At 57.8% G+C, this 22,955-nt stretch carries 19 protein-coding genes; 8 read left to right on the top strand and 11 right to left on the bottom strand.

The features are described from left to right. Positions 1–16: 16 nt before the first annotated feature. A complete protein-coding gene (gene helD / locus QOL81_RS11445) occupies positions 17–2,071 on the bottom strand; it encodes a DNA helicase IV (RefSeq protein ID WP_283439826.1) in 2,055 nt (684 codons plus the stop codon). A 166-nt stretch (positions 2,072–2,237) separates the two neighbouring features. On the opposite strand from helD, the gene QOL81_RS11440 reads away from it, so the two are divergent. Further along, positions 2,238–2,690: a YccF domain-containing protein gene (locus tag QOL81_RS11440; RefSeq protein ID WP_004928120.1), complete on the top strand. Its 453-nt coding sequence runs from the start codon at positions 2,238–2,240 to the stop codon at positions 2,688–2,690. A 26-nt stretch (positions 2,691–2,716) separates the two neighbouring features. Continuing rightward, positions 2,717–4,852 (top strand): YccS family putative transporter, encoded by a 2,136-nt coding sequence (gene yccS, locus QOL81_RS11435; protein ID WP_060419663.1) that lies wholly within the window; start codon positions 2,717–2,719, stop codon positions 4,850–4,852. A 4-nt stretch (positions 4,853–4,856) separates the two neighbouring features. On the opposite strand, the gene QOL81_RS11430 is transcribed toward yccS, so the two are convergent. Further along, positions 4,857–5,513 carry a TfoX/Sxy family DNA transformation protein gene (locus QOL81_RS11430; RefSeq protein ID WP_060419667.1) on the bottom strand — a complete coding sequence of 219 codons (657 nt, stop codon included), beginning with the start codon at positions 5,511–5,513 and terminating at the stop codon, positions 4,857–4,859. A gap of 229 nt (positions 5,514–5,742) precedes the next feature. Here QOL81_RS11430 and sulA point away from each other — a divergent pair, with 229 nt between their 5' ends. Both sulA and ompA read left to right on the top strand, forming a co-directional pair. After that, on the top strand, positions 5,743–6,249 hold the full coding sequence (gene sulA / locus QOL81_RS11425) for an SOS-induced cell division inhibitor SulA (RefSeq protein WP_047727899.1): 507 nt from the start codon (positions 5,743–5,745) through the stop codon (positions 6,247–6,249). Positions 6,250–6,606: 357 nt separating this feature from the next. Next, positions 6,607–7,686, top strand: a complete 1,080-nt coding sequence (ompA, locus tag QOL81_RS11420) for a porin OmpA (RefSeq protein WP_060419786.1) — start codon at positions 6,607–6,609, stop codon at positions 7,684–7,686. 101 nt (positions 7,687–7,787) lie between these two features. Here ompA and matP read toward each other — a convergent pair whose 3' ends face one another. Then, positions 7,788–8,246: a macrodomain Ter protein MatP gene (gene matP, locus QOL81_RS11415; RefSeq protein ID WP_019454505.1), complete on the bottom strand. Its 459-nt coding sequence runs from the start codon at positions 8,244–8,246 to the stop codon at positions 7,788–7,790. Positions 8,247–8,456: 210 nt separating this feature from the next. Between matP and QOL81_RS11410 the strand changes: the two genes are divergently transcribed. Further along, positions 8,457–10,205: an AAA family ATPase gene (locus QOL81_RS11410; RefSeq protein WP_070913943.1), complete on the top strand. Its 1,749-nt coding sequence runs from the start codon at positions 8,457–8,459 to the stop codon at positions 10,203–10,205. A gap of 68 nt (positions 10,206–10,273) precedes the next feature. Further along, positions 10,274–10,792 carry a bifunctional 3-hydroxydecanoyl-ACP dehydratase/trans-2-decenoyl-ACP isomerase gene (fabA, locus tag QOL81_RS11405; RefSeq protein ID WP_049200448.1) on the top strand — a complete coding sequence of 173 codons (519 nt, stop codon included), beginning with the start codon at positions 10,274–10,276 and terminating at the stop codon, positions 10,790–10,792. Between the two features lie 316 nt (positions 10,793–11,108). On the opposite strand, the gene rmf is transcribed toward fabA, so the two are convergent. The 6 genes from rmf to rlmKL all read right to left on the bottom strand — a co-directional run bounded on the left by rmf (position 11,109) and on the right by rlmKL (position 19,165). Further along, on the bottom strand, positions 11,109–11,279 hold the full coding sequence (rmf, locus tag QOL81_RS11400; protein ID WP_004928150.1) for a ribosome modulation factor: 171 nt from the start codon (positions 11,277–11,279) through the stop codon (positions 11,109–11,111). A 269-nt stretch (positions 11,280–11,548) separates the two neighbouring features. Next, positions 11,549–12,109 (bottom strand): membrane integrity-associated transporter subunit PqiC, encoded by a 561-nt coding sequence (gene pqiC, locus QOL81_RS11395; RefSeq protein WP_049272921.1) that lies wholly within the window; start codon positions 12,107–12,109, stop codon positions 11,549–11,551. Next, positions 12,106–13,752, bottom strand: a complete 1,647-nt coding sequence (pqiB, locus tag QOL81_RS11390) for an intermembrane transport protein PqiB (protein ID WP_060440264.1) — start codon at positions 13,750–13,752, stop codon at positions 12,106–12,108. Before pqiB ends, pqiC begins: the two co-directional genes overlap by 4 nt. Further along, a complete protein-coding gene (pqiA, locus tag QOL81_RS11385; protein WP_197757932.1) occupies positions 13,739–15,055 on the bottom strand; it encodes a membrane integrity-associated transporter subunit PqiA in 1,317 nt (438 codons plus the stop codon). The genes pqiB and pqiA overlap by 14 nt, the downstream gene beginning before the upstream one ends. 73 nt (positions 15,056–15,128) lie before the next feature. After that, on the bottom strand, positions 15,129–17,033 hold the full coding sequence (locus QOL81_RS11380) for an ABC transporter ATP-binding protein (RefSeq protein WP_046686785.1): 1,905 nt from the start codon (positions 17,031–17,033) through the stop codon (positions 15,129–15,131). A 5-nt stretch (positions 17,034–17,038) separates the two neighbouring features. Then, positions 17,039–19,165 (bottom strand): bifunctional 23S rRNA (guanine(2069)-N(7))-methyltransferase RlmK/23S rRNA (guanine(2445)-N(2))-methyltransferase RlmL, encoded by a 2,127-nt coding sequence (gene rlmKL, locus QOL81_RS11375; protein WP_087762369.1) that lies wholly within the window; start codon positions 19,163–19,165, stop codon positions 17,039–17,041. 103 nt (positions 19,166–19,268) lie between these two features. On the opposite strand from rlmKL, the gene QOL81_RS11370 reads away from it, so the two are divergent. Next, complete coding sequence (locus QOL81_RS11370) at positions 19,269–20,372, top strand: YcbX family protein (RefSeq protein WP_060421817.1); 1,104 nt, start codon at positions 19,269–19,271, stop codon at positions 20,370–20,372. Between the two features lie 6 nt (positions 20,373–20,378). Here the strand turns inward: QOL81_RS11370 and QOL81_RS11365 are convergent, their stop codons facing one another. After that, positions 20,379–20,927 carry a cell division protein ZapC gene (locus QOL81_RS11365; protein WP_004928171.1) on the bottom strand — a complete coding sequence of 183 codons (549 nt, stop codon included), beginning with the start codon at positions 20,925–20,927 and terminating at the stop codon, positions 20,379–20,381. A 176-nt stretch (positions 20,928–21,103) separates the two neighbouring features. Continuing rightward, positions 21,104–22,114: a quinone-dependent dihydroorotate dehydrogenase gene (pyrD, locus tag QOL81_RS11360; RefSeq protein WP_060421813.1), complete on the bottom strand. Its 1,011-nt coding sequence runs from the start codon at positions 22,112–22,114 to the stop codon at positions 21,104–21,106. 258 nt (positions 22,115–22,372) lie between these two features. Here pyrD and ssuE point away from each other — a divergent pair, with 258 nt between their 5' ends. Next, positions 22,373–22,951, top strand: a complete 579-nt coding sequence (gene ssuE, locus QOL81_RS11355; protein WP_060421808.1) for an NADPH-dependent FMN reductase — start codon at positions 22,373–22,375, stop codon at positions 22,949–22,951. Positions 22,952–22,955 lie beyond the last annotated feature (4 nt).

The raw sequence follows: 22,955 nt of genomic DNA, 5'->3' as shown, positions 1-22,955 counted from the left end.
CCGCCAGGCCTGATGCCTACGGTTTTTTCTGCACCGGTACGCCAAGATCTTGCAGCTGTTCGACGAACACCGAAGGGCGTTCACGATCCTGCAACAGCCATACCTGATGTTTGGCGCGAGTCAATGCGACATACAGCAGGCGGCGCTCTTCGGCATCAGGAAAATCCTCCGGCTGTGGCAGCAGCACCTCTTCCAACACCGACTCGCGCGCCACGGCCGGGAAACCGTCACGCCCGTCATGCAAACCGGCGATGATGACGTATTCCGCCTGCTGCCCCTTGCTGGCGTGGATGGTCATAAACTCCAGATCCAGCTTGGGCCAGCGGGTGGCCGCTTTCGCCAGCGCTTCCGGTTTCAGATGATGGTAGCGCGCCAGTACCAGAATACGCTCGTCCGGCTTGGCATAGCCGCTCAGCTTATCCAGCAAGGGCTCCAGCTGCTCGTGCGGCAGGATCGCCACCGACTTTTTATTGCCCTTGCTCAGGCTGTTGAGCGGTTTTTTCAACTGGTGCGGGTTCTGCTGCACGAACCGGTTGGCTACCTCACCGATACGCTCATTGAAGCGATAAGTGGTGTCCAGCGCGCACTGCGCCCCTTCACCAAAGTGAGTGGCGAACGCCGTGGTTAACGTCAACTCTGCGCCGCTGAAGCGATAAATCGCCTGCCAGTCATCCCCCACCGCAAACAGGCAGGTCTGTTTGTTTTGCCGGCGCAGCGCCGCCAGCAACAGCGCACGCTGCGGCGAGATATCCTGAAACTCATCGACCAGAATATGTTTCCACGGGCTGACAAAGCGCCCCTTGTCGAGAATATTGACCGCCTGATGGATCAGACCGGAGAAGTCCACCGCCCCTTCCTCTTTCAAGGCGCTTTTCCAGGCTTTCAGCAGCGGTGCCATCAGCCGGATGCGTTTTGAAAACAGATCGCGGATTTCTTCATCCGCCTGCTCAATCATTTCCACCTGGCTGCCGCCGTGCATGCGCATCAGCCCCAGCCAGCGTTCCAAGCGGCCCGCCAGCCGATCCGCCAGGCGTTGATCCTGCCAAAAGTCGCCTTCCGGCACTTCCCATTCCAGCTCGTCGCTCAACCATTGACGCCACCCCTTGGCCTGGGCTTTTTTCTCTGCACACTGCTGGCGCCAATGGGTAATCAGCAACGCTTTGCGCGCTTTGGCATCGGTTTCCAATCGGCTGATGGCCGGGGCTTTGCGGCTGCCCTGTTGAATGATCTGCAGCGCCAATGCATGGAATGTCTTGGCCTGAATGCCGACATCGCCCAAACGCGCTTTGATGCGATCATTCATCTCACTCGCTGCCTGACGGCCGAACGCCAACAGCAAAATTTGGCCCGGCTCCGCCTCCTGACGGCGCAGCAGCCAGCCGGCGCGCGCCACCAGCACCGACGTTTTGCCGCTGCCGGCCCCCGCCAATACCAGAACGGAATCCTCGCCGTTGACCACCGCACGGCTCTGAGAGTCATTGAGCGGTGAACTCTCGACGGTCTGGAAGAAGTCGTGATGTTGCTCCAGCATGCGCTCGGTCCACTGCCGGTTGCGTTGTTCGACGCTGCGCAGCCCCTGCTGCAGCCATTGCAGACACAGATGATAATCAGCCCGGCAGTTATCAAACTCATCCAGACGCGCCACCGGCATCGGCAACGCGGAGAAAGCCTCGTGGATTTGCTGCTGCAGCTTGCCCAGCTCAGACTTTTTAAACCATTTGTCTTGCTGCTCGATGCGCTGGATCTGCGCCACCTGCTGTTGCAACACGCCGGCGCTGACCTCGCTCATTTCTGCGCTCCACTGCTGCCAGGCCTGCTGCAGATAATGATGAAAACGCTGCGTTTCCTGCCATTCGGTGCCGTGCAGCCGCACCACTTTTTCGTCCGGCAATTCAAATTCCAGCTCGCCCCAGACGATGCCGCGCTTGCACCTGACCTGAATCAATTGATTGAAGGGGATCAGGTATTCATGTTTTTCCCCGCTCACCTCAACGCCGGCGTGCAGCAACCGCACGCGGTTATAAGGGTGCTGAGCCAGGTGTTTCCCCAGCGATGTCGCTTTAAGTTCCATATCGTCGCGCCATGACTATGTTGAGATTAAATAACGGATATCTGCCAGTTTACCTGTGATAAGCAGTGGCACTCTAGCGCTAAAAAAAGGGTAGAATAGATTTTGCGTTTTTATCGTGAATACGCCCGCATCGCGGTTTGGCCATCATTAGAGCAGAATGACGTCTATGCGTACTGTACTGAATATTCTTAATTTTGTGTTGGGCGGTTTCTTCACCACGCTGGGTTGGCTCATCGCCACGGTGTTCAGCGTGCTGCTGGTCATCACGCTGCCGCTCACCCGCTCCTGCTGGGAAATCACCAAGCTGTCGCTGGTGCCTTTCGGCAATGAGGCAATTCACGTCGATGAACTCTACCCGGAAAAAAGCAATGCGCTGCTCTCCGCCGGCGGTTCGCTGCTCAACATTATCTGGTTGGTGCTGTTCGGCTGGTGGCTATGCCTGTCACACATCGCCGCCGGCATCGTGCAGTGCGTTTCGATCATCGGCATTCCGGTCGGCATCGCCAATTTCAAAATTGCCGCCATCGCGCTGTGGCCGGTGGGGCGCCGCGTCGTCTCGGTAGAAATGGCCCAGCAAGCGCGTATTGAGAATGCTCGCCGCCACTATCATCAGCGTTAATTTTTTCTCCGTTTGAGGAGTTTTTCGTGCTCTCTTTTGCACCCGCAGTTCGTCGTTATACCTACAACAGCAACCTGCTGTATCACCTGCGCATCCTTATTGCGCTGATCGGCACCACCGCCGTTCCCTGGTGGTTGGGCATTCCCAAGCTGACCATCCCGCTAACGCTGGGCGTCGTGGCGGCGGCCCTGACTGATTTGGATGACCGCCTGGCCGGCAGGTTACGCAACCTGCTGATCACGCTGGTGTGCTTCTTTGTCGCCTCTGCTTCAATCGAGCTGCTGTTCCCCTACCCCTGGTTGTTCGCCCTTGGCTTAACCACGTCGACCTGCGGTTTTATCCTGCTCGGTGCCTTGGGGCAACGTTACGCCACCATCGCCTTCGGCGCGCTGCTGATCGCGGTTTATACCATGCTCGGCACCGCCATGTACGATGCCTGGTATCAGCAGCCGCTGCTGTTGGTGATCGGCGCACTGTGGTACAACCTGCTGACGCTGGCGGGCCACCTGCTGTTCCCTATCCGGCCGCTGCAAGAGAACCTGGCGCGCTGCTACGATCAGTTGGCCAACTATCTGGATGCCAAAGCCAATCTGTTCGATCCCGATGCCGAGCGCGACGCCGATCTGCCCTGGATGGATGTCGCGATGGCCAACAGCGCCCTGGTCGCGTTGCTTAACCAAACCAAAGCCTCGCTGCTGACGCGCCTGAAAGGCGATCGCGGCCAGCGTGGCACCCGCCGCACCTTGCACTACTATTTTGTCGCGCAGGATATCCACGAACGCGCCAGCTCTTCCCACGTTCAGTACCACGCACTCAGCCGGCAATTCCGCCACAGCGACATTTTGTTCCGCTTCCAGCGTTTGCTGAGCATGCAGGCGCGCGCCTGCCGCCAATTGGCGCAATCGATCCTGCTGCGGCAAAAGTACCAGCACAACCCGCGCTTTGAACCGGCTTTCAGCCGCATTCAGGAGGCATTGGCGCGCATCGCCGAAACCCAGGGCAATACCGAGCAGACCAAGGCGCTGGCGCATCTGTTGAAAAACCTGCATGCGATCGATGCGCAGCTGGCCAATATCGAATCAGAGCAGACGCTGGCCAGCGGGCAAGCGGAAGAGAACAGCCTGGCCGATGACCGCTTAACTGGCTGGAGCGATATCCGGCTGCGCATCAGCCGCCATTTGACGCCCCAGTCGGCCCTGTTCCGCCACGCGATCCGCATGTCGGTGGTGCTGTGCGTGGGTTACGCCTTCATTCAATTCACCGGCATGCAGCACGGTTACTGGATCCTGTTGACCAGCCTGTTCGTCTGCCAACCGAACTACAATGCCACCCGCCGACGCCTGGCATTGCGCATCATCGGCACCCTGGCCGGTATTCTTATCGGCCTGCCAATCCTCTATTTCGTGCCTTCACTGGAAGGACAGCTGGTGTTGATCGTCATCACCGGCGTTCTGTTCTTCGCTTTCCGCACCGTACAATATGCGCACGCGACGATGTTCATCACGCTGCTGGTGCTGTTGTGCTTTAACCTGTTGGGTGAAGGATTCGAAGTGGCAGCTCCGCGCGTTTACGATACCTTGCTAGGCTGCGCCATCGCCTGGGCGGCAGTCAGCTTTATCTGGCCGGACTGGAAGTTCCGCCAACTGCCGGCGGTGGTGGATAAAACGCTGAATGCCAACTGCCGTTATCTGGACGCCATTCTGGTGCAATACCACCAGGGTAAGGATAACGGCCTCGCCTACCGCATTGCGCGGCGAGATGCCCACAACAGCGATGCCGAGCTGGCTTCGGTCATCTCCAACATGTCCGCCGATCCCAAGGCCGACAAGGCGCTGCAGGAAGCCGCCTTCCGCCTGCTCTGCCTGAACCACACACTCCTGAGTTATATCTCGGCGTTGGGTGCGCACCGCGAGCGGCTGAATACCCCTGCCACGCTCGACCTGCTCAATGATGCCGTGTGTTACGTGGACGGCGCCCTGCATCAGGAAGAACAGAACAGCCAGCGCATTGCTCAGGCGCTGGAACAGCTGGCGGAGCGTATTCGCCAAGTCGTTCCGGAACCTGAAAGCAAAGAACAGCTGGTTTTGCAGCAGGTGGGGCTGGTGCTCGAACTTCTGCCGGAACTCACCGCGCTGCACACCCAAATCAATAAGACAGCCTAATCATTCAGGGCCCGCTCGACGGGCCCTGAATCACCGGCTCATGTCCATGGCGGCGCATCGCCATCATATGATCGAACCAGCGCACCAATTCGTTATGCAATTCAGCCGGTAATGCCGCCTGATGATAACCGGCTATCGCACCGCCCAGCGACAACAGGACTCGCAATCCCAGATTGGTCTGTTGTTGCAGCAGGCTAAGATAGCTGCGTTTCGCGCCCTGCAACCGCAGGTCATAGGCGTTGCGGATACCCGCTCGCCACAACAGCCGCTCCATATTGACATCTATATTCGGCAGCGCCTTCAATCTGCCGTGGTCGCCGGCCTTGAGCCGCTGTTCCCGACGGGCCTCCCTGACAGCTTGCCAAGCCAGCCCCACCAATTCGTTACGTTCCCGCCACAGGGACTCGTCAACCCAGTAATAGCGCAAAGTGATGGGCACTCCGCGCTTGGAATAGACCATATTGACCATGCCCCGAGCGCGAAAGGCCGGTTCCATGCTCGCCGTAGCCCGCAAATACAGCTCGCCTTCCGCTATCACTGCAAACATCACCCCCTCAGCCAACAGCCCATAGCCGCCAAACTGTGACCGCGTGGTGATGGTGCCCAGCGCCGCGAAGCAACTTTTAGCCTGCGTGATTCTTCTCGTCGACATCCTTTTCATAGCGTTCCTCCTTTTTAGGTTCCGGTCGTATTATTTCTCTCATCAATGAAAAAAGTAACGTGAACAACTAATTAGAAAAATACGCACTATCCGTCTGCATGCCAATCACAAAAAACACCGGTACAAAAAATGATCGCAATTATGCGAGCCGCTACGAAAATTTGGGTTGATCTTATCCGAAATCAGGGATACTGTATAAACATACAGTAACACGACGGGCGGGAACTTTATGCGTACTCAATCACTCTACCAACCTCATTTTAGCCATGGCTCTTTTACCGCGAACAGCGTTGCGAAGAACACAAATGTCGGCAAAGAGAATGGCTTGATCAGTGAACTTGTTTACAACGAGCGCCAGCCCGCAGTGGCTCAACTGCTGTTGCCCCTGCTCCAGCAACTGGGCAAGCAGTCTCGCTGGCTTCTGTGGCTGACGCCGCAGCAAAAGTTAAGCAAGCAATGGCTGCAGCAATCCGGCCTGCCGGTGGATAAAATGGTGCAGTTGAGCCAAATCAGCCCGGTGAATACGGTTGAGGCAATGGAAAAAGCGCTGCAAACGGGGAACTACAGCGTGGTTCTCGGCTGGTTGCCCGAGCTAACGGAGGAGGATCGTCTAAAATTGAGACGTGCGGCAGAATTGGGTAATGCCTACGGGTTTATCATGCGTCCTCAACGTGACATTGACCCGACTCACGGACACTGTTCCACCCTAAAAATTCACTCTTCTTTGTATCATTAAGTAAATTTAGGATTTTTCCCATCATTTTCGCACCCCGTAGAGGGAACCTTTGCGGGATAAGGCACAAAGCTAGTCCGGCTGCGGTTTGACAAGCAAAAACGCCCGATGAATCGCCGTTTTTTTAGGCTAAGAATGTTAGCAAATATGTACGATTCCGCGTTTTTTTTTAGAGCCTTATCACATCACACTTGTAACTTTCGCGCCACGTTGTAGACTTTACATCGCCAAGGTTGCTCTATAACGTCAGAAAAACTGGCGAGTAACAAACGAGGGCTTAAACCTTGGCGAAGGAATTTAACCAAGGGCTTAAAACAGCTTTAAAGCTCATTGCCTATTTGGATGATAACGAGGCGCAAAATGAAAAAGACAGCTATCGCATTAGCAGTGGCACTGGCAGGTTTCGCTACCGTAGCGCAAGCCGCTCCAAAAGATAACACCTGGTACACCGGTGCTAAACTGGGCTGGTCCCAGTACCACGACACTGGTTTCTACGGTAACGGTTACCAGAACGGTATCGGCAACGGCCCAACCCACAAAGATCAGCTGGGTGCCGGCGCGTTCCTGGGCTACCAGGCAAACCAATACCTGGGCTTCGAACTGGGCTATGACTGGCTTGGCCGTATGCCTTACAAAGGCAGCGTGAACAACGGTGCTTTCAAAGCGCAGGGCGTTCAACTGGCCGCTAAACTGAGCTACCCAATTGCTGACGATCTGGACATCTACACTCGTCTGGGTGGTATGGTATGGCGTGCAGACTCCAAAGCTAACTACGGCAACGGCACTCGCCTGAGCGACCACGACACCGGCGTTTCTCCGCTGGCTGCTGTTGGTGTTGAATACGCACTGACCAAAAACTGGGCTACCCGCCTGGACTACCAGTTCGTAAGCAACATCGGTGACGCAGGTACCGTTGGCGCACGTCCAGACAACACCATGCTGAGCCTGGGCGTTTCTTATCGCTTCGGTCAGGATGACGTAGTTGCTCCAGTTGCTCCAGCTCCAGCTCCGGCTCCAGTTGTTGAAACCAAGCGTTTCACTCTGAAGTCTGACGTGCTGTTCAACTTCAACAAAGCAACTCTGAAGCCACAAGGTCAGCAGGCTCTGGATCAGCTGTACTCCCAGCTGAGCTCCATGGATCCTAAAGACGGTTCCGTAGTTGTTCTGGGTTACACCGACGCCGTTGGTTCTGCTCAGTACAACCAGAAACTGTCTGAAAAACGCGCACAAAGCGTTGTTGACTACCTGGTCTCCAAAGGCATCCCGTCAGACAAAATCTCTGCACGTGGCATGGGCAAAGCTGATCCAGTTACTGGCAACACCTGTGGCTACAAAGCTGGCCGCGCTACCAAAGCTCAGATCGACTGCCTGGCACCAGATCGTCGCGTAGAGATCGAAGTTAAAGGTATCAAAGACGTTGTAACTCAGCCTCAGGGCTAAGTTTACTCGCCTAATAAAAAACCCCGCATTGCGGGGTTTTTTTTCGTCCTGCTGTTATCAGAACATTCAAGACCCAGTGTAACTAAGGCGCTCTGCCCCGTTTACTTAGGTTCTTTACCGAGAATCGCCTTCAAATCTTCTTTCAACGACGACATCTGATTCGCATACTTCTCTTTGCGCTCAGCATCTTCGATAAGCTGCACAACCGTTTCCGATAGCGTGACGCCACGACGGCGCGCCAGGGCAGCCAAGCGTTGCCAAACCAAAAACTCCAGATCGATAGATTTTTTACGCGTATGCTGATGTTCTGCGTTAAAATGACGTTTGCGGCGGGCGCGGATCGTTTGTTTCATCCGGTTATCCAGCTCCGGATTCATATGAGCGGCAATCCATGCAAGTACCTTGACCGGCTCATTTTCCAGCTTCAGCAGCTCGTTAACCGCCTCCTGAGCAGCGCTGTTTTCAATGTAGCGGGTAATAAGTTCCCCTTCCCGGTGCTTCTTCACCAGGTACTTCCATTTCCAACCGCTCTCCAGATTTTCCAGTTGCTGATATTTCATCTTGAGCTCTTCAGTGACCGCGTAACTTCAAATAAGCATAACAGCTTTGCGCCGAATTTCCCCGGCAATTAAGCCGTCTTTTAGACTGTTTTTTGCACAGTCATCGCGCGATGTCAAACTCCCTGACGCCAACTGGCACTCCACATGTATCAAGCCGCCGTTATTCTTGTATAATCGCCCTTTCCCTTTTTAACGATTGCATCTAACACTTTGACCAATAACCGACTTGAATGGCAATCTTTATTGCCGGACGTAACGCCTTATCAGGCGATATTTGATACCGCCGCTCAGTTGGCACCCGTGCCCTTTTCCGCCATTCAGCCTCGGCTGGAAAATGCCCTGACGCTATTTTGCCACCCTCAATCGCCACCGCGTTTCATGCTGTTGAAAGCGCAAGAAACGCGAGAGTACCTGGAACTGATCGCTCACGCCGTCACACCACTGCTGGCTAAGAATACGGCATGCCGCGGCAGCCACTATGCCATTCAGGATGGCAAGGTCAGCATAGAGCCGGCCAGCCGTGGCGATGAGCCTTTCGCCGCCGGCGGTGCTTGTCTGTTCCAGGAGTGGATTGAACCGGAGCAGCTGTTTGGTTGCGTACGGATCCACAATGGCGACATTACCCTGCAACCGGGTCTGGTGCACCAGGCCAACGGCGGCGTCCTGATCCTGTCGGCTCGGGCGCTGCTGGCTCAGCCATTGCTATGGCTGCGGCTGAAGCAGATGATCGGCCAGCGCCAGTTCCATTGGGTTTCGCCAGACGAAACCCGCCCGCTGCCGGTAGCCATTCCACCGATGCCGCTGGACCTGCGGCTGATTGTGGTCGGCGACCGTCACGGCCTGGCCGATTTCCACGATATCGAGCCGGAACTGAGCGAACAAGCGGTCTACGGCGAATACGAAGACGATCTGCAGCTGACCGAAGTCGATGATATGGCGCAGTGGTGCGGCTACGTCAACGGCGTGATTGCCGATCGGCAGTTGCCGATGTTAGCGGCCGACGCCTGGCCGCCGCTGATCGTCCAGGCTGTGCGTTACACCGGCGATCAGGGCATCCTGCCACTCTCGCCGGTTTGGCTTAGCCAGCAGCTGTCCGAGGCTGCACTGTATGCCGAAGAGGAGCGCATTACCGCCAAAGCGTTTGAGGCAGCGTTGAATGCCCGCGAATGGCGCGAAAGCTATCTGGCCGAGCGTATGCAGGATGAGATTGAGCTGGGTCAGATCCTGATTGAGACCGAGGGTGAAGTGATCGGGCAGATCAACGGCCTGTCAGTCCTGGATTATCCCGGCCATCCGCGCAGCTTCGGCGAGCCCTCGCGCATCAGTTGCGTCGTGCATCTTGGCGACGGCGAGTTTACCGACGTCGAGCGCAAAGCCGAGCTGGGCGGCAACCTGCATGCTAAAGGCATGATGATCATGCAGGCGTTCCTTATCGCCGAACTGGATTTGGATCAGCAGTTGCCCTTCTCCGCTTCCATCGTCTTTGAACAATCTTACGGTGAAGTGGACGGCGACAGCGCCTCGCTCGCCGAGCTGTGCGCCTTGGTCAGCGCTCTGTCGCAGCAGCCAATCACACAGCAGATCGCCGTCACCGGCTCCGTCGACCAATTCGGCAACGTACAGCCGATAGGCGGCGTTAATGAAAAGGTCGAAGGTTTCTTCGAAGTTTGTTTACGCCGCGGCCTGACGGGCAAACAGGGCGTCGTATTGCCCGTGACCAACGTGCGCCACCTGTGCCTGCGTCAAGATGTCGTCGACGCGGTACGCGAGGGGCAATTCCATCTGTGGGCGGTAGAGAGCGCGGCGGAAGCCTTGCCTTTGCTTACAGGTTGCCTCTACTCTGATGAACAACAGCCGAATTTGTTGGCGGCCATTCAGGAACGGATTGCGCAGGTGAGCCTGCAGGAACGCCGTCGTCCATGGCCGCTGCGCTGGCTCAACTGGTTCAACCACGGCTGATCGGACTTGTTCAGCGTACACGTGTTAGCTAACCTGCGTCCTTCATTAAAATAAGGCTTACTGAGAACATGGTAGATAAACGCGATTCCTATACGAAAGAAGACCTCGAAGCATCCGGCCGTGGCGAGCTGTTCGGCGCCGGTGGCCCACCGTTGCCGGCAGGTAACATGTTGATGATGGACCGCGTGGTCAAAATGAGCGAAGACGGCGGGACTCACAACAAAGGTTATGTGGAAGCGGAGCTGGATATTAATCCGGACCTATGGTTCTTCGGTTGCCACTTTATCGGCGATCCGGTCATGCCTGGTTGCCTGGGCCTGGATGCCATGTGGCAGTTGGTCGGTTTCTACCTCGGTTGGCTGGGCGGCGAAGGCAAAGGCCGCGCGCTGGGCGTCGGTGAAGTCAAGTTCACCGGCCAGGTGCTGCCAACCGCCAAGAAGGTGACTTACCGCATTAACTTCAAGCGCGTTATCACCCGCAAGCTGATCATGGGCGTCGCCGATGGCGAAGTGCTGGTTGACGGCGAAGTGATCTATACCGCCACCGATCTGAAAGTGGGCCTGTTCAAGGATACCGCAGCGTTCTAATCACGCTGACGAGAAGACGGCCGCCGCCTTCTTTTCCAACGATCGCGCATGCCGTCACGTCTCTCGTGGCGGCATTTCTTTTATCCCTCAATGCCTTGCACCGCCTCCGCCCTCCCTTTAAGGATCTCCTGTTTACCCACCGCCAGAGCGCCTAAAGCGTGCCTCGTCTATACGAATCACGCTTTCTCGCTCCTCGTCAGGCCAGCGAGAAGCAATAACCCCGCTGAGAGCGCCCTGGGTGATGCCACCTCAGAGGCCACAAACAAAAACCTCCGCCAAAGGCGGAGGTTATTCCTTTTATTTGACAGGGAGCCGCTTAAGCGGTCACAGCCCTGTCTTCCATGGCTTCTCGCCAACCTCCCAGCCATTGAGACCGGGCGTCCACTGATGATTGGTAGGGACAATGTTCCCTGGAACGCCCTAAAATACCTGCCTGATACCCTCTCGAATGCGCCCTTTCCAGACGATCGCGTTTCTGTCTCTTCATGCCTCGTTTCCCTCATTTTGGTCTGGTGGAAAGAAAACAATGGCTGCTTTTTGCGCAGCCACGAGTTATCAATAGCGCTAAAAGAAGAGAAGATCAATGCGCAAAATTCACGCCAATGTCATATTTGTGAGCTACGCCCGAGGAAAGTGCTAAGTGGCTGATCTGCCGGGAAAGGGTTTAACTTTTTGAAATGAAAAAGAAATCCCTGCCAGGGAGAAAAAAGACTTTTCACGCTGACAGGGATTAGACAATTTTAGACCAAATTATGACTAAATGCCGCCCATCTGTGCTGCGATAGCCTGGGCTTCCTGCTGCCAGCCCTGCGCCAGCGTGCGCACCAGGGCATCATAGCCGTCCTCACCCTGTTTCAACTCCAGGCTGAAAGGCCGTTTGATCAAGCGCCCCTGGCGGTTCAGCACCCACTCGCCGCGAACGATCGCCTTGCCGTCAAAGCGGCCATGGAAACCGCTGATGGTCACGTTCAGCACATCCTGATCGCTGCTCATCGGTTGCGAAGAAACCACCCAGCCTGGCAGCGCGCTGCTCAGGTTGGTGACCAGCGTTTGCTGCAGCTGCTGGTCGAGCGGGCTGGCCCACAGGTTGTTCTGGGCTATCACATACTGTACGTCGTTGGTTTGATACACCACGCCGCTCTGCGCCAGATAATCCGCCACGCTCACGTGCTCCAGCCACAGCTGGCGCGTGGAAGCGCCGCTGCTGCTGGCAGCGGCCGGCGCCCCCAGCGCCGGCAACTGATAGTAGGTCTTCTGTGGCGAACTGCTGCAGGCGCTGAGCAACAGCGCCAGGGCTACCGGGATCCATTTCATCATTTCGTGGCCTTCTTCGGCTGAGGGTCAGTGCTGCCGGCGGCTTCAAACACCAGCGCGTTGCTCTTCTCATTCAGGGTGCGCAGCACCGGTTGTAGCTCACGCAACACCTGGTCGAGGCGCTGCATATCGCCCACCATCTTGTTGTAAGCCGGTGAACCAGGCTGGAACCCTTTCATGCTGCGGTTCAGCTCCAGCAGCGTTTTCTGCATGTCCTGCGGCAGCGCCTGCATCTCTTTGCTGGCGATGATGTCGTTCAACGACTTCATGGTCTGCTGAGTCGACTTCATGGTTTTCTGACTTTCCGCCAGCGTCTTGGTCGCTTCATTGATCATCGGATTGATCGGCATCGCGTTGATCTTGTCCAGCGTCTGCATCAGTTTCTGCTGGATCTGCGCCAGCCCGCCGCTGGTGGTCGGCATCAGCGGATAACCGAACAGCTCGCGCGGCCCTTTCCACGGTTTCTCCTGCGGATAGAAGTCGAGATCGATATACAGCGAACCGGTCAGCAGGTTGGCGGACTTCATCGAGGCGCGCATGCCGCGGGACTCGGCGTCTTTCAAGTGCCCTTCGATATCGAAATTACCGCCCAGCTGTTTCTGGAAGCGATCCGGCTCGATACGGATCAGCACCGGAATGCGGTAGTCGTTATCCAGACGCTGCGCCATGCCCTCTTTATAGAACGGCACCTGCGCCACCGTGCCCAGGCGGATGCCGCGGAACTCGACCGGGGCGCCCGGCTGCAGGCCGCGTACCGAATCAGAGAAGAACAGCAGGTAATCCTTATGCACGGTATACAGCGAATCCTGCGTGCTGCGCTGGTTGTCGAACAGCTGGTACTCCGCCTTCTCTTTCGCCAGTTCACCGCGATCCCAGCCGTCCGGCACGTCGAAGCTGACGCCGCCGCTGAACAGGGTAGTCAGCGATCCCATCTCCACCCGCATGCCCTGCGCCGACATGTCGAACGCCACGCCGCTGTCTTTCCAGAAGCGTACGTTGGTGGTGACCAGCTGGTCGTAAGGCGCGGTGATGAACAGCTGATAGCGCATGGCGCGTTCTTTAGGATCGAAGTAGCTGGTTTCCACCGACCCGACGCGATAGCCGCGGAACAGCACCGGATCGCCGGCGTTGAGCTGGCCCGATTTCTCGCTGTCCAGCACGATGCGCAGCCCCTTGGCGTCCGGGGAGGCCAGCGGCGGCGCGTCGAGCAGCTGATAGTTGTCTTTGCCGTCTTTGCCCTTGCTGCCCGGCTGCAGTTCGATATAGGCGCCGGACAGCAGCGTGCCCAGCCCGGAGACGCCTTCACGGCCGATCTGCGGCTTCACCACCCAGAAGGCGGAGTCCTGACGCAGCAATTTCTCCATGCCGGAATTGAGACGCGCCTGTACCATCACCTTGCTCAGATCATCGCTCAGCGTGACGGTTTCCACCACGCCGACGTCCACGCTGCGGCTTTTGATTTTGGTTTTACCCGCTTCCAGCCCTTCCGCCGTCGTGGTGACCAGCGTCACCACCGGCCCCTGATGGCTGAAGTGGTAAAACAGGATCCAGGCGCCGATCAGCGCGGTCACGATGGGAATGATCCACACCGGCGACCAGCGTTTGATCTTCTCAACGTCTGCGACGCTATGATTATTTTCCGTCACCTTGCGGCTCCTTGTTGATTGTTTCACTTGCGCGATCCCAGGTCAGCCGGGGATCAAATGTCATGGCGGCGAACATGGTGAGGATCACCACCAGCGCGAACAGCACGGCGCCCGTCGCAGGATAAATGCTCATCAACTGCCCCATTCGCACCAGCGCCGACAATACGGCGATCACAAATACGTCGATCATTGACCAGCGGCCAACGAACTCGACCACTTCATAAATCAGGTGCATCCGCTCGCTGTCGGCACGCGGCTTCTTCCTGCCGTTGGCATCCCAGCACAGCCAGCCGATCGCCAGCATTTTCAGCGACGGCACCATGATACTGGCGATGAAAATCACCATCGCCACCGGATAAGAGCCGTCCCCCCACAGCAGGATAACCCCCGCCATGATGGTGGAGTTCATCTTGTTGCCCAGCGCCTCGGTCACCATGATCGGCATCAGGTTGGCCGGGATATACAGCATGATGGAGGTCACCAGCAGCGCCAGCGTCCACTGCAGGCTGTGGCGGCGGCGCACGTAGCCGTTGGTGTGGCAGCGCGGGCAGCGTACCTGATTGGCCGGCAGGATCGCCGTGCAGCAGGCGCAGGAGCGCACGCCCTGGCGCATGCCGGTGCGCCCCACCGTCAGCGGACGCTCGAGACGCGGCGCCGGTTCGATGTCCTGCCACAGCCAGCGCCGATCCACGCACTGGAAGGCGCGCACCTGCAGCAGGCAGAACAGGCAATAAGGCACGAAGCTGCTGCCGATGCCGATATCGCCGTAGGCCATCAGCTTGACGAAGCTGACCAGCACCCCGGCGAGGAAAATTTCCACCATGCACCAGGTTTTGAACTGGAACAGCACTCGGGCCATCCACTCTTTGAGCCCCAGCGGCAAGCGCACTTTGGCGCACAGCAGAACGATCGCCACCATGCAAAACGCCGGGATCAGCTGCACGAACACCATAAACAAGGTGGCCATACTGGCGTAATCTTCCGCCACCATGACCTCCGGGATTTGAATCAGCCGGATTTCGTTGCCGAGGCCGGCGACGCGCATGTTGATAAACGGGAAAATGTTGGCCAGCACCAGCATGAACAAGGCACTGAGCGCGTAACCGATCGGCCGCTTGCGCGGTTCGTCCCAGCGGACGCTGAGCGTGGTTTTGCAGCGCGGGCATACCGCTTTGCTGCCATAGGCCAGCGGCGGTAGCGCCACCAGCATGTCGCACTGCGGGCACAGCATCAGGTTATCCTGGTGCTCCGCCGAAGGTACGGAATGACTATGCTGCTGATGATTGTTGTGGGAACACACCATATTCCTCCTCAATAACGTTGCTCACCGGCACGTCGATACCGCCCGCAGCAGCGCGCGGGCGGTATCGCAACGGTCAGCCGTTTTTCATCGCTTCCAGCTCTTCCCAACGGGCGAAGGCCTGCTCGAGCGCCTGCTCTGCGTTAGCCAGCGCCGTCAGCACTTCTTGCGTTTCGCTGTGCGGCCGCGTGAAGAAGTCGGCATCGCTCATCTGCGCCTGCAGCGCTTCGATTTCCGCCTCCAGCTGTTCGAGCCGCTGCGGCAGCTGTTCCAGTTCGCGCAGCAGGTTGTAACTCAGCTTGGCCGCCGCTTTCTTCGGCTGTTCGGCCTTTTTCTCCGCCGCCGGTTTGCTCGCGCTCGGCGCCGCCTGACGAATCGGTTTCGCCGTGGCGCGCTGATGATGCGCATCGTAATAGCCGCCGACGAAGGCGTTGATCACGCCGTTGCCTTCAAAGATCCAGCACTCGGTCACCGAGTTGTCGACGAACTGGCGATCGTGGCTGACCAGCAGCACGGTGCCCTGATAGCCGTCGATCAGCTCTTCCAGCAGCTCCAGCGTTTCGACGTCGAGATCGTTGGTTGGTTCATCGAGGATCAGCAGATTGCTCGGTTTCAGAAACAGCTTAGCCAACAGCAGGCGGTTACGCTCACCGCCCGAAAGTGCCTTCACCGGCGTCATCGCACGTTTCGGGTGGAACAGGAAGTCCTGCAGGTAGCCCAAGACGTGACGAGGACGGCCGTTGACCATCACTTCCTGCTTGCCTTCCGCCAGGTTGTCCATCACCGTGCGCTCCGGATCGAGATCCGCGCGGTGCTGGTCGAAGTAAGCCACTTCCAGCTTGGTGCCGCAGTGCACGCGGCCGCTGTCGGCTTTCAGCTGACCGAGCATCAGTTTCAGCAGCGTAGTTTTGCCACAGCCGTTCGGCCCCACCAGCGCAATCTTGTCACCGCGCTGTACCTGAGCGGAGAAACCGCGCACCAGCACTTTTTCGCCGACCTGATAGTTGACGTCTTCCAGCTCGAATACGATTTTGCCGGAGCGGGTCGCCTCTTCCACCTGCATCTTGGCGGTGCCCATCACTTCACGGCGCTCTGAACGCTCGACGCGCAGCGCCTTCAGCGCGCGCACGCGCCCCTCGTTACGGGTACGGCGCGCTTTGATGCCCTGACGGATCCAGACCTCTTCCTGCGCCAGCTTGCGATCGAACTCGGCGTTTTGCAGCTCTTCCACCCGCAGCGCTTCTTCTTTGCTCTGCAGATACAGATCGTAGTTGCCCGGCCAGGAAACCAGCTTGCCACGATCCAGATCGACGATGCGCGTCGCCATGTTGCGGATAAACGAACGGTCGTGCGAGATGAAGACGATGCTGCCGTCAAACTCTTTCAGGAAGCCTTCCAGCCAGTCGATGGTTTCGATATCCAGGTGGTTGGTCGGTTCGTCGAGCAGCAGCACGCGCGGCGAGCTCACCAGCGCGCGGCCCAGCGCCGCTTTACGCAGCCAGCCGCCGGACAGCGAGGAAAGCTCGGCGTCGCCGTTCAGCCCCAGCTGCAGCAGCACTTCGCTGATGCGGCTGTCGAGCTGCCAGAGCCCCTGGTGGTCGAGGATCTCCATGATTTGCGCCATGCGCGCCAGGTTTTTCTCGCTCGGATCGCTTTCCACCAGGTGGGAGATCGCGTGGTACGCCTTCAGGTGTTCCGCCTGCTCCGCGACGCCTTCGGCCACGAAGTCGAACACGCTGCCGCCGATATTGCGCGGCGGATCCTGTTGCAGGCGCGCCACGATCAGATCCTGTTCGTAGATCACCCGGCCGTCGTCCAGCGGGATCTCTTTGCCGAGGATCTTCAGCAGCGTGGACTTACCGGCGCCGTTGCGCCCGACCAGACACACGCGCTCGTTGTCTTCGATATGAATTTCGGTGTTGTCTAAAAGCGGCGCATCGCTGAAAGAAAGCCAGGCGCCGGACATGCTGATTAACGACATAGTAATTATTTTCCTTCGCCGGCGTGAGTCACCAGCCAGCAGTTGTGGATCTGACGGTTACGGGCAAAGTCCTGCGACAGCGTCTTGGCGGTGATCTCTTTCGCCTCCAGGCCCAGCGCGCTCAGCCCTGCCATATCCATTTGGAAACCGCGCTTGTTGTTCGAGAACATGATGGTTCCGTTACGGCGCAGCAACCGTTTCAAATCTTTCATCAGCGCCAGATGATCGCGCTGCACGTCAAAAGTGTTCTCCATCCGCTTGGAGTTGGAGAACGTCGGCGGATCGATGAAGATCACGTCGAACTGTTCGTTGGCGTTGCTCAGCCACGACAGGCAGTCGGCCTGGATCAACCGATGCTGACGGCCGGTCAGGCCGTTGGCGCGCAGGTTCTTCTCCGCCCATTCCAGATAGGTACGCGACATGTCCACCGTGGTGGTGCTGCGCGCGCCGCCCAGCCCGGCGTGCACGCTGGCGGTGCCGGTATAGGCGAACAGGTTGAGGAAGTCCTTGCCGTTGCTCATCTCGCCCAGCATGCGGCGCGCGATACGGTGATCGAGGAACAGGCCGGTATCGAGATAGTCGGTCAGGTTGACCCACAGCTTGGCGTTATACTCTTCCACCAGCAGGAATTCGCCTTTCTGCGCCAGTTTCTCGTACTGGTTCTTACCCTTCTGCCGCTCGCGGGTTTTCAGGATCAGCTGATTCGACGGCAATTCCAGCACCGCCAGCGTCGCGTTGATCACATCGAACAGGCGCTGACGCGCTTTTTGCGCATCGACGGTTTTCGGCGGCGCATACTCCTGCACCACCACCTTGCTGCCGTAGCGGTCCACCGCGACGTTGTATTCTGGCAGATCGGCATCGTACAGGCGGTAGCATTCAATGCCCTGCTGTTTCGCCCACTTGTCGAGCTTCTTCAAGTTCTTGCGCAGACGGTTGGCGAAATCTTCCGCCACCTGCACGCCGCCGGTAGTGGCACCGGCCGGGTTCGCCGCCAGCTGATAGTTTTTCTGCACGCACTCCAGCGGGCCGTTTTTCGCCTTGAACTGGCGCTCGGCGCGCAGCTGCAGGCAGCTCAACAGCTCCGGCGAGGCGCTGAACAGCGAAAGCTGCCAGCCGCCGAAGGCGCTTTTCATCACGCGGCCCAGCATGTTGTGCAGCGCGATCAACGCCGGTTCGCTTTCCAGACGCTCACCGTACGGCGGGTTGCTGATCACGGTGCCATGCGGGCCTTCCGGCAGCGGATTGGTCAACCGCGCCACGTCGCCGACGTTGAAGGTGATCAGCTCGGCGACGCCGGCGCGGCGGGCGTTGCCGCGCGCCATTTCAATCACCCGACGATCGATATCGGAGCCGAAGAAGCGAGAGGCGGTTTCCTGCAGGCCGCGGCGTGCGCGCACCTGCGCTTCGGTGGTGACTTCACGCCACAGTTCGGCGTTGTGGCCGTTCCAGGCGCTGAAGCCCCAGTGTTGGCGGTGCAGGCCCGGCGCGCGATCGGCGGCGATCATTGCCGCTTCGATCAAGAGCGTGCCGGAGCCGCACATCGGATCGAGCATCGGCGTGCCCGGCTGCCAGCCGGAACGCAGCACGATGGCGGCCGCCAGGTTTTCCTTCAGCGGCGCCTGGCCGGTGAGATCGCGGTAACCGCGCTGATGCAGGCCTTCACCGCTCAGATCGAGCGCCACGCTGGCCATATCGCGCTGCAGGAAGACGTTAACGCGAATATCCGGCTGCTGCTTGGCGACCGTCGGGCGTTGGTCAAGTTTGCGGGTAAAGCTGTCGACGATGGCGTCTTTCACCTTCAGCGCGCCGTACTGGCTATTGCGGATCTCTTCGTTCACGCCGCTGAAATGCACGGCAAAGGTTTTATCCACGCCAAAAATGCTCGGCCAGTCGATCGCCTGCACCCCGAGGTACAGATCCAGATCGCTGTGCACGCGGAATTCGTTCAGCGGCAACAGAATGCGCGAAGCCAGGCGGCTCCACAGCAGGCTTTGGTACAGAAGACGATCGTCACCCTGAAAATGTACCCCACCCTGCACCACTTTGCAGTCGTGAGCGCCAAGCGCTTCCAGCTCGCTTTTTAACAGTTCTTCCAATCCACGCGCCGTGCTGGCAAACAGAGAGTTCATATCGTGCTTATCACCAAAAAGAAAATTGTTGCGCATTATAGCTAATCCGCACCGCTTGTCATAAAGTTGCTCCCTTCTATTTAATAATCGCACGGAGATAAGGGTGATCACGCTTTCCAGACTCTACGTCCATCCGGTTAAATCACTGCGCGGTCTGCAGCTTTCTTACGCCCAGGTCGGCAGCAGCGGTCTGGCCTTCGACCGCAACTTTATGATCACCGAGCCGGATGGCACCTTTATTACCGCGCGCCAATACCCGCAGATGGTGCTGTTCACGCCGGCGCTGCTGCCGGACGGGCTATTCCTGACCGCGCCGGACGGCGAAAACGCCGCCATTCGCTTCAGCGACTTCGCCGCCGCGCCGCAGCCGACCGAGGTATGGGGCAACCATTTCACCGCGCTGATCGCGCCGGATGAGATCAACCGCTGGCTGAGCGGCTATTTCCAGCGTGACGTGCAGCTGCGCTGGCTGGGGCCGGAGTTGACCCGCCGAGTGAAAAAGCACCCCGAAATCCCGCTGACGTTTGCCGACGGCTATCCTTATCTGCTGATTAACCAAGCTTCGTTCAACGATCTGCAGCAGCGCTGCCCCGGCAGCATCAAGCTGGAGCAGTTCCGCCCCAATCTGGTGGTGAGCGGCGCAACCGCCTGGGCCGAGGACGGCTGGCAGGTGATCCGCGTCGGCGACGTCATGTTCGATCTGGTGAAACCTTGCAGCCGCTGCGTGCTCACCACCGTCAGCACCGAGCGCGGCCGCAAGCACCCGAGCGGCGAACCGCTGAGCACGCTGCAAAAATTCCGTTCCGCCGACAACGGCGACATCGATTTTGGCCAGAATATGATCGCGCGTAACAGCGGCATCATTCGCGTGGGCGATACGGTGGAAGTTCTGTCGACCAAGCCGCCGCGCCCTTATGGCGCCGGGAAAGTGGTGGAGAGCGTGCAAGCGCCGCAAGACAGCGAGCACAGCGTCACTATCGAATACGAAGGAAAGGTGTTTACCGGCAATAACCAGCAGATCTTGCTCGAGCAGCTGGAACAGCAAGGCATCCGCATACCTTACTCCTGCCGTGCCGGGATTTGCGGCAGCTGCCGCATTACGTTGCTGAGCGGTGAAGTCGCGCCCCTGAAGAAAAGCGCGCTGGGCGACAACGGCACCATCCTGTGCTGCAGCTGCATCCCGAAAAGTGATTTGACCCTGGCGTAATCCGCCTTATACCGCCCTGTCGTAAGCCGGGGCGGCGCTTTCATCCTGCGCACAGGGTTTCAACCGATCGTGCATCACCTTGATGGCATCGCCCAATACCATGGTGCGGCCGGCGACCGTCAGCTGATTTTGCGCCAGCAGGCACAGGCTGGCGTTATCCCCGGCCTCTACCACCAGCAGGCGCGCTTCCGCGCCGCTTTCCATCACTTTCACCGCCGCCAGCTCGCCATTTTTCGGCTGCAACGGGTAATGCTGCTGCGAGAAATGCCAGCTCTTCGGCATCAGTGGTTTCAGGAAGCGGTAGGCGACCAGCGCATTCAACACCAGCTCGGCGCGCTGCTCATGGCTGAGTTTGACCTGTTTGCACTGTTCTTCATAGGTGAAATAAAGGGCGGCGTCGTCCACGCAAAAAGCGCATTCATCGAAGGCGTCCGGCGTTAACATTTTGGCCGGGAAACGTGAACGAAAGATCATACCATTAGCTAAATCCAGCATTAGCCGATCGTGTTCGGCATCAAAATACCAACGCCAATTATCGTCAGGTTTTATCTTCATTTCGTATCCTTCTCGCTGCCTATGCCAACGCCGCACTCACCCTAAAAGGCGATTTTATCACCGATAAAATAGCTTAAACATCGGATAATTCCGCGAACGATATTTATGCTAACGAACAAAATATAGACGAGCCGGGGGCAGAAATAAACCCCCGGAATAAAATGAGAGGAAAAATATTAGATATGGGTAACGATATCTTTAATCAAACGCGGGCCGTGATAGATAAATCCGGAATAAATTTGCAGCAGGCTCGCGCCGGCCTCCATTTTTTCGCGCGCCGCCGTCAGCGAATCGATGCCGCCCACGCCGATAATCGGCAGGCGCCCTTGCAGTTCGGTGGAGAGACGACGGATCACTTCGGTGCTGCGTGATTGCAACGGACGCCCACTTAACCCGCCCGCTTGTTCGCAGTAATTCAGCCCCTGGATCAATTTTCGATCCAACGTGGTATTGGTGGCGATCACGCCATCGATATTATGCCGCACCAGGCTATCGGCAATTTGGATCAATTCTTCTTCTGAAAGATCCGGCGCGATCTTTACCGCCACCGGCACATATTTGTGATGGCGCGCATGTAATTCCTGCTGCTTATTTTTAATCGCCGCCAAAAGATCGTCCAGCGCTTCGCCATACTGTAAGGATCGTAACCCCGGCGTATTCGGTGACGAGATGTTAATCGCGATATAACCGGCATACGGATAAACTTTATCCATGCAGATCAAATAATCGTCTTTGCCCTGTTCGACCGGGGTGTCTTTATTCTTGCCGATATTGATCCCAAGAATGCCGCCGAAATGGGATTTCTTAACGTTTTCAACCAGATTGTCCACGCCATGGTTATTGAACCCCATGCGGTTGATCAGGCCTTCCGCCTCAACCACGCGGAACAAGCGCGGCTTGTCGTTGCCCGATTGCGGGCGCGGCGTCACGGTGCCGACTTCCACATGGCCGAAGCCCATCGCGCCGAACGCATCGATGCACTCGCCATTTTTATCCAGACCGGCGGCCAATCCCAGCGGGTTTTTAAACGACAGCCCCATGCAGCTGACCGGTTTGGTCGGCACGGACTGACGGACAAGAAACGCTAATGGGGTGCCAGTAATACGGCTGAGCTGACGAAAGGTCACTTCGTGCGCACGTTCCGGATCGAGCTGGAACAACGCTTTCCTGATGAGGGGGTAGTACATGGACTCTCCTGATTTCCCGGTTGCAAACCGGGGGCGTATTATCCGGTATCCCCCGCCCAATTGGAATTGATTAAAGGCAAAAAAAGCGGTTTTTACGCAACCGTTTTCCCGCTTCGCCGCCAAATCGGCGCCAATCCGCTTTTGCGCATATCGAAATCAAAAAATGAGATTTAAAAAACGCGCCCGATTGCTGGTAGGTTTAAAACACTTCCTGTTGATTTTCTAATTAAACCTAACTTTTAGTTATAAGGAGTGGCAATGCGCGTTATATCACTGGCCGGCAGCCCACGCATCCCATCACGTTCCGCCGCACTGCTCGCGCTGAGCCAGAACTGGCTGCGGCAGCAAGGGGTGGAAGTGACGGCTTATACCCTGCACAACTTCGATGCCGAAGACCTGCTGTATGCCAACTTCAACAGCCCGGCGATCAAGGCGTTTGCCGACCAGCTGGCGCAGGCCGACGGCCTGCTGATTTCCACGCCGGTTTATAAAGCGTCGTTTTCCGGCGCGCTGAAGACCTTGCTGGATCTGCTGCCGGAACGCGCTCTGGATCATAAGGTAGTGCTGCCGCTGGCAACCGGCGGTTCGATCGGCCACATGCTGGCGGTGGACTATGCGCTCAAACCGGTGCTGGCAGCGCTGAAAGCGCAGGAAGTGCTGCACGGCGTATTCGCCGACGACAGCCAGGTCCAACTGACCGGTGAAGGCGCCACGCTCACCGACGCCGTCGCTACCCGGCTGGAAGAGGCGTTGGCCAGTTTTTATCTGGCGCTTGGCCGCCGCAAACCGCCCGCGCTGCGCGTCGCCTCGCCGCTGGCGGCGCGTCAGACCGCCTGAAAGG

The sequence above is a fragment of the Serratia sp. CC22-02 genome, from assembly GCF_900182895.1.
Taxonomy (GTDB): Bacteria; Pseudomonadota; Gammaproteobacteria; order Enterobacterales; family Enterobacteriaceae; genus Serratia; species Serratia nevei.
Note: the sequence above shows the minus strand (reverse complement) of the source record. Positions and strands in the feature narration are given on the sequence as shown.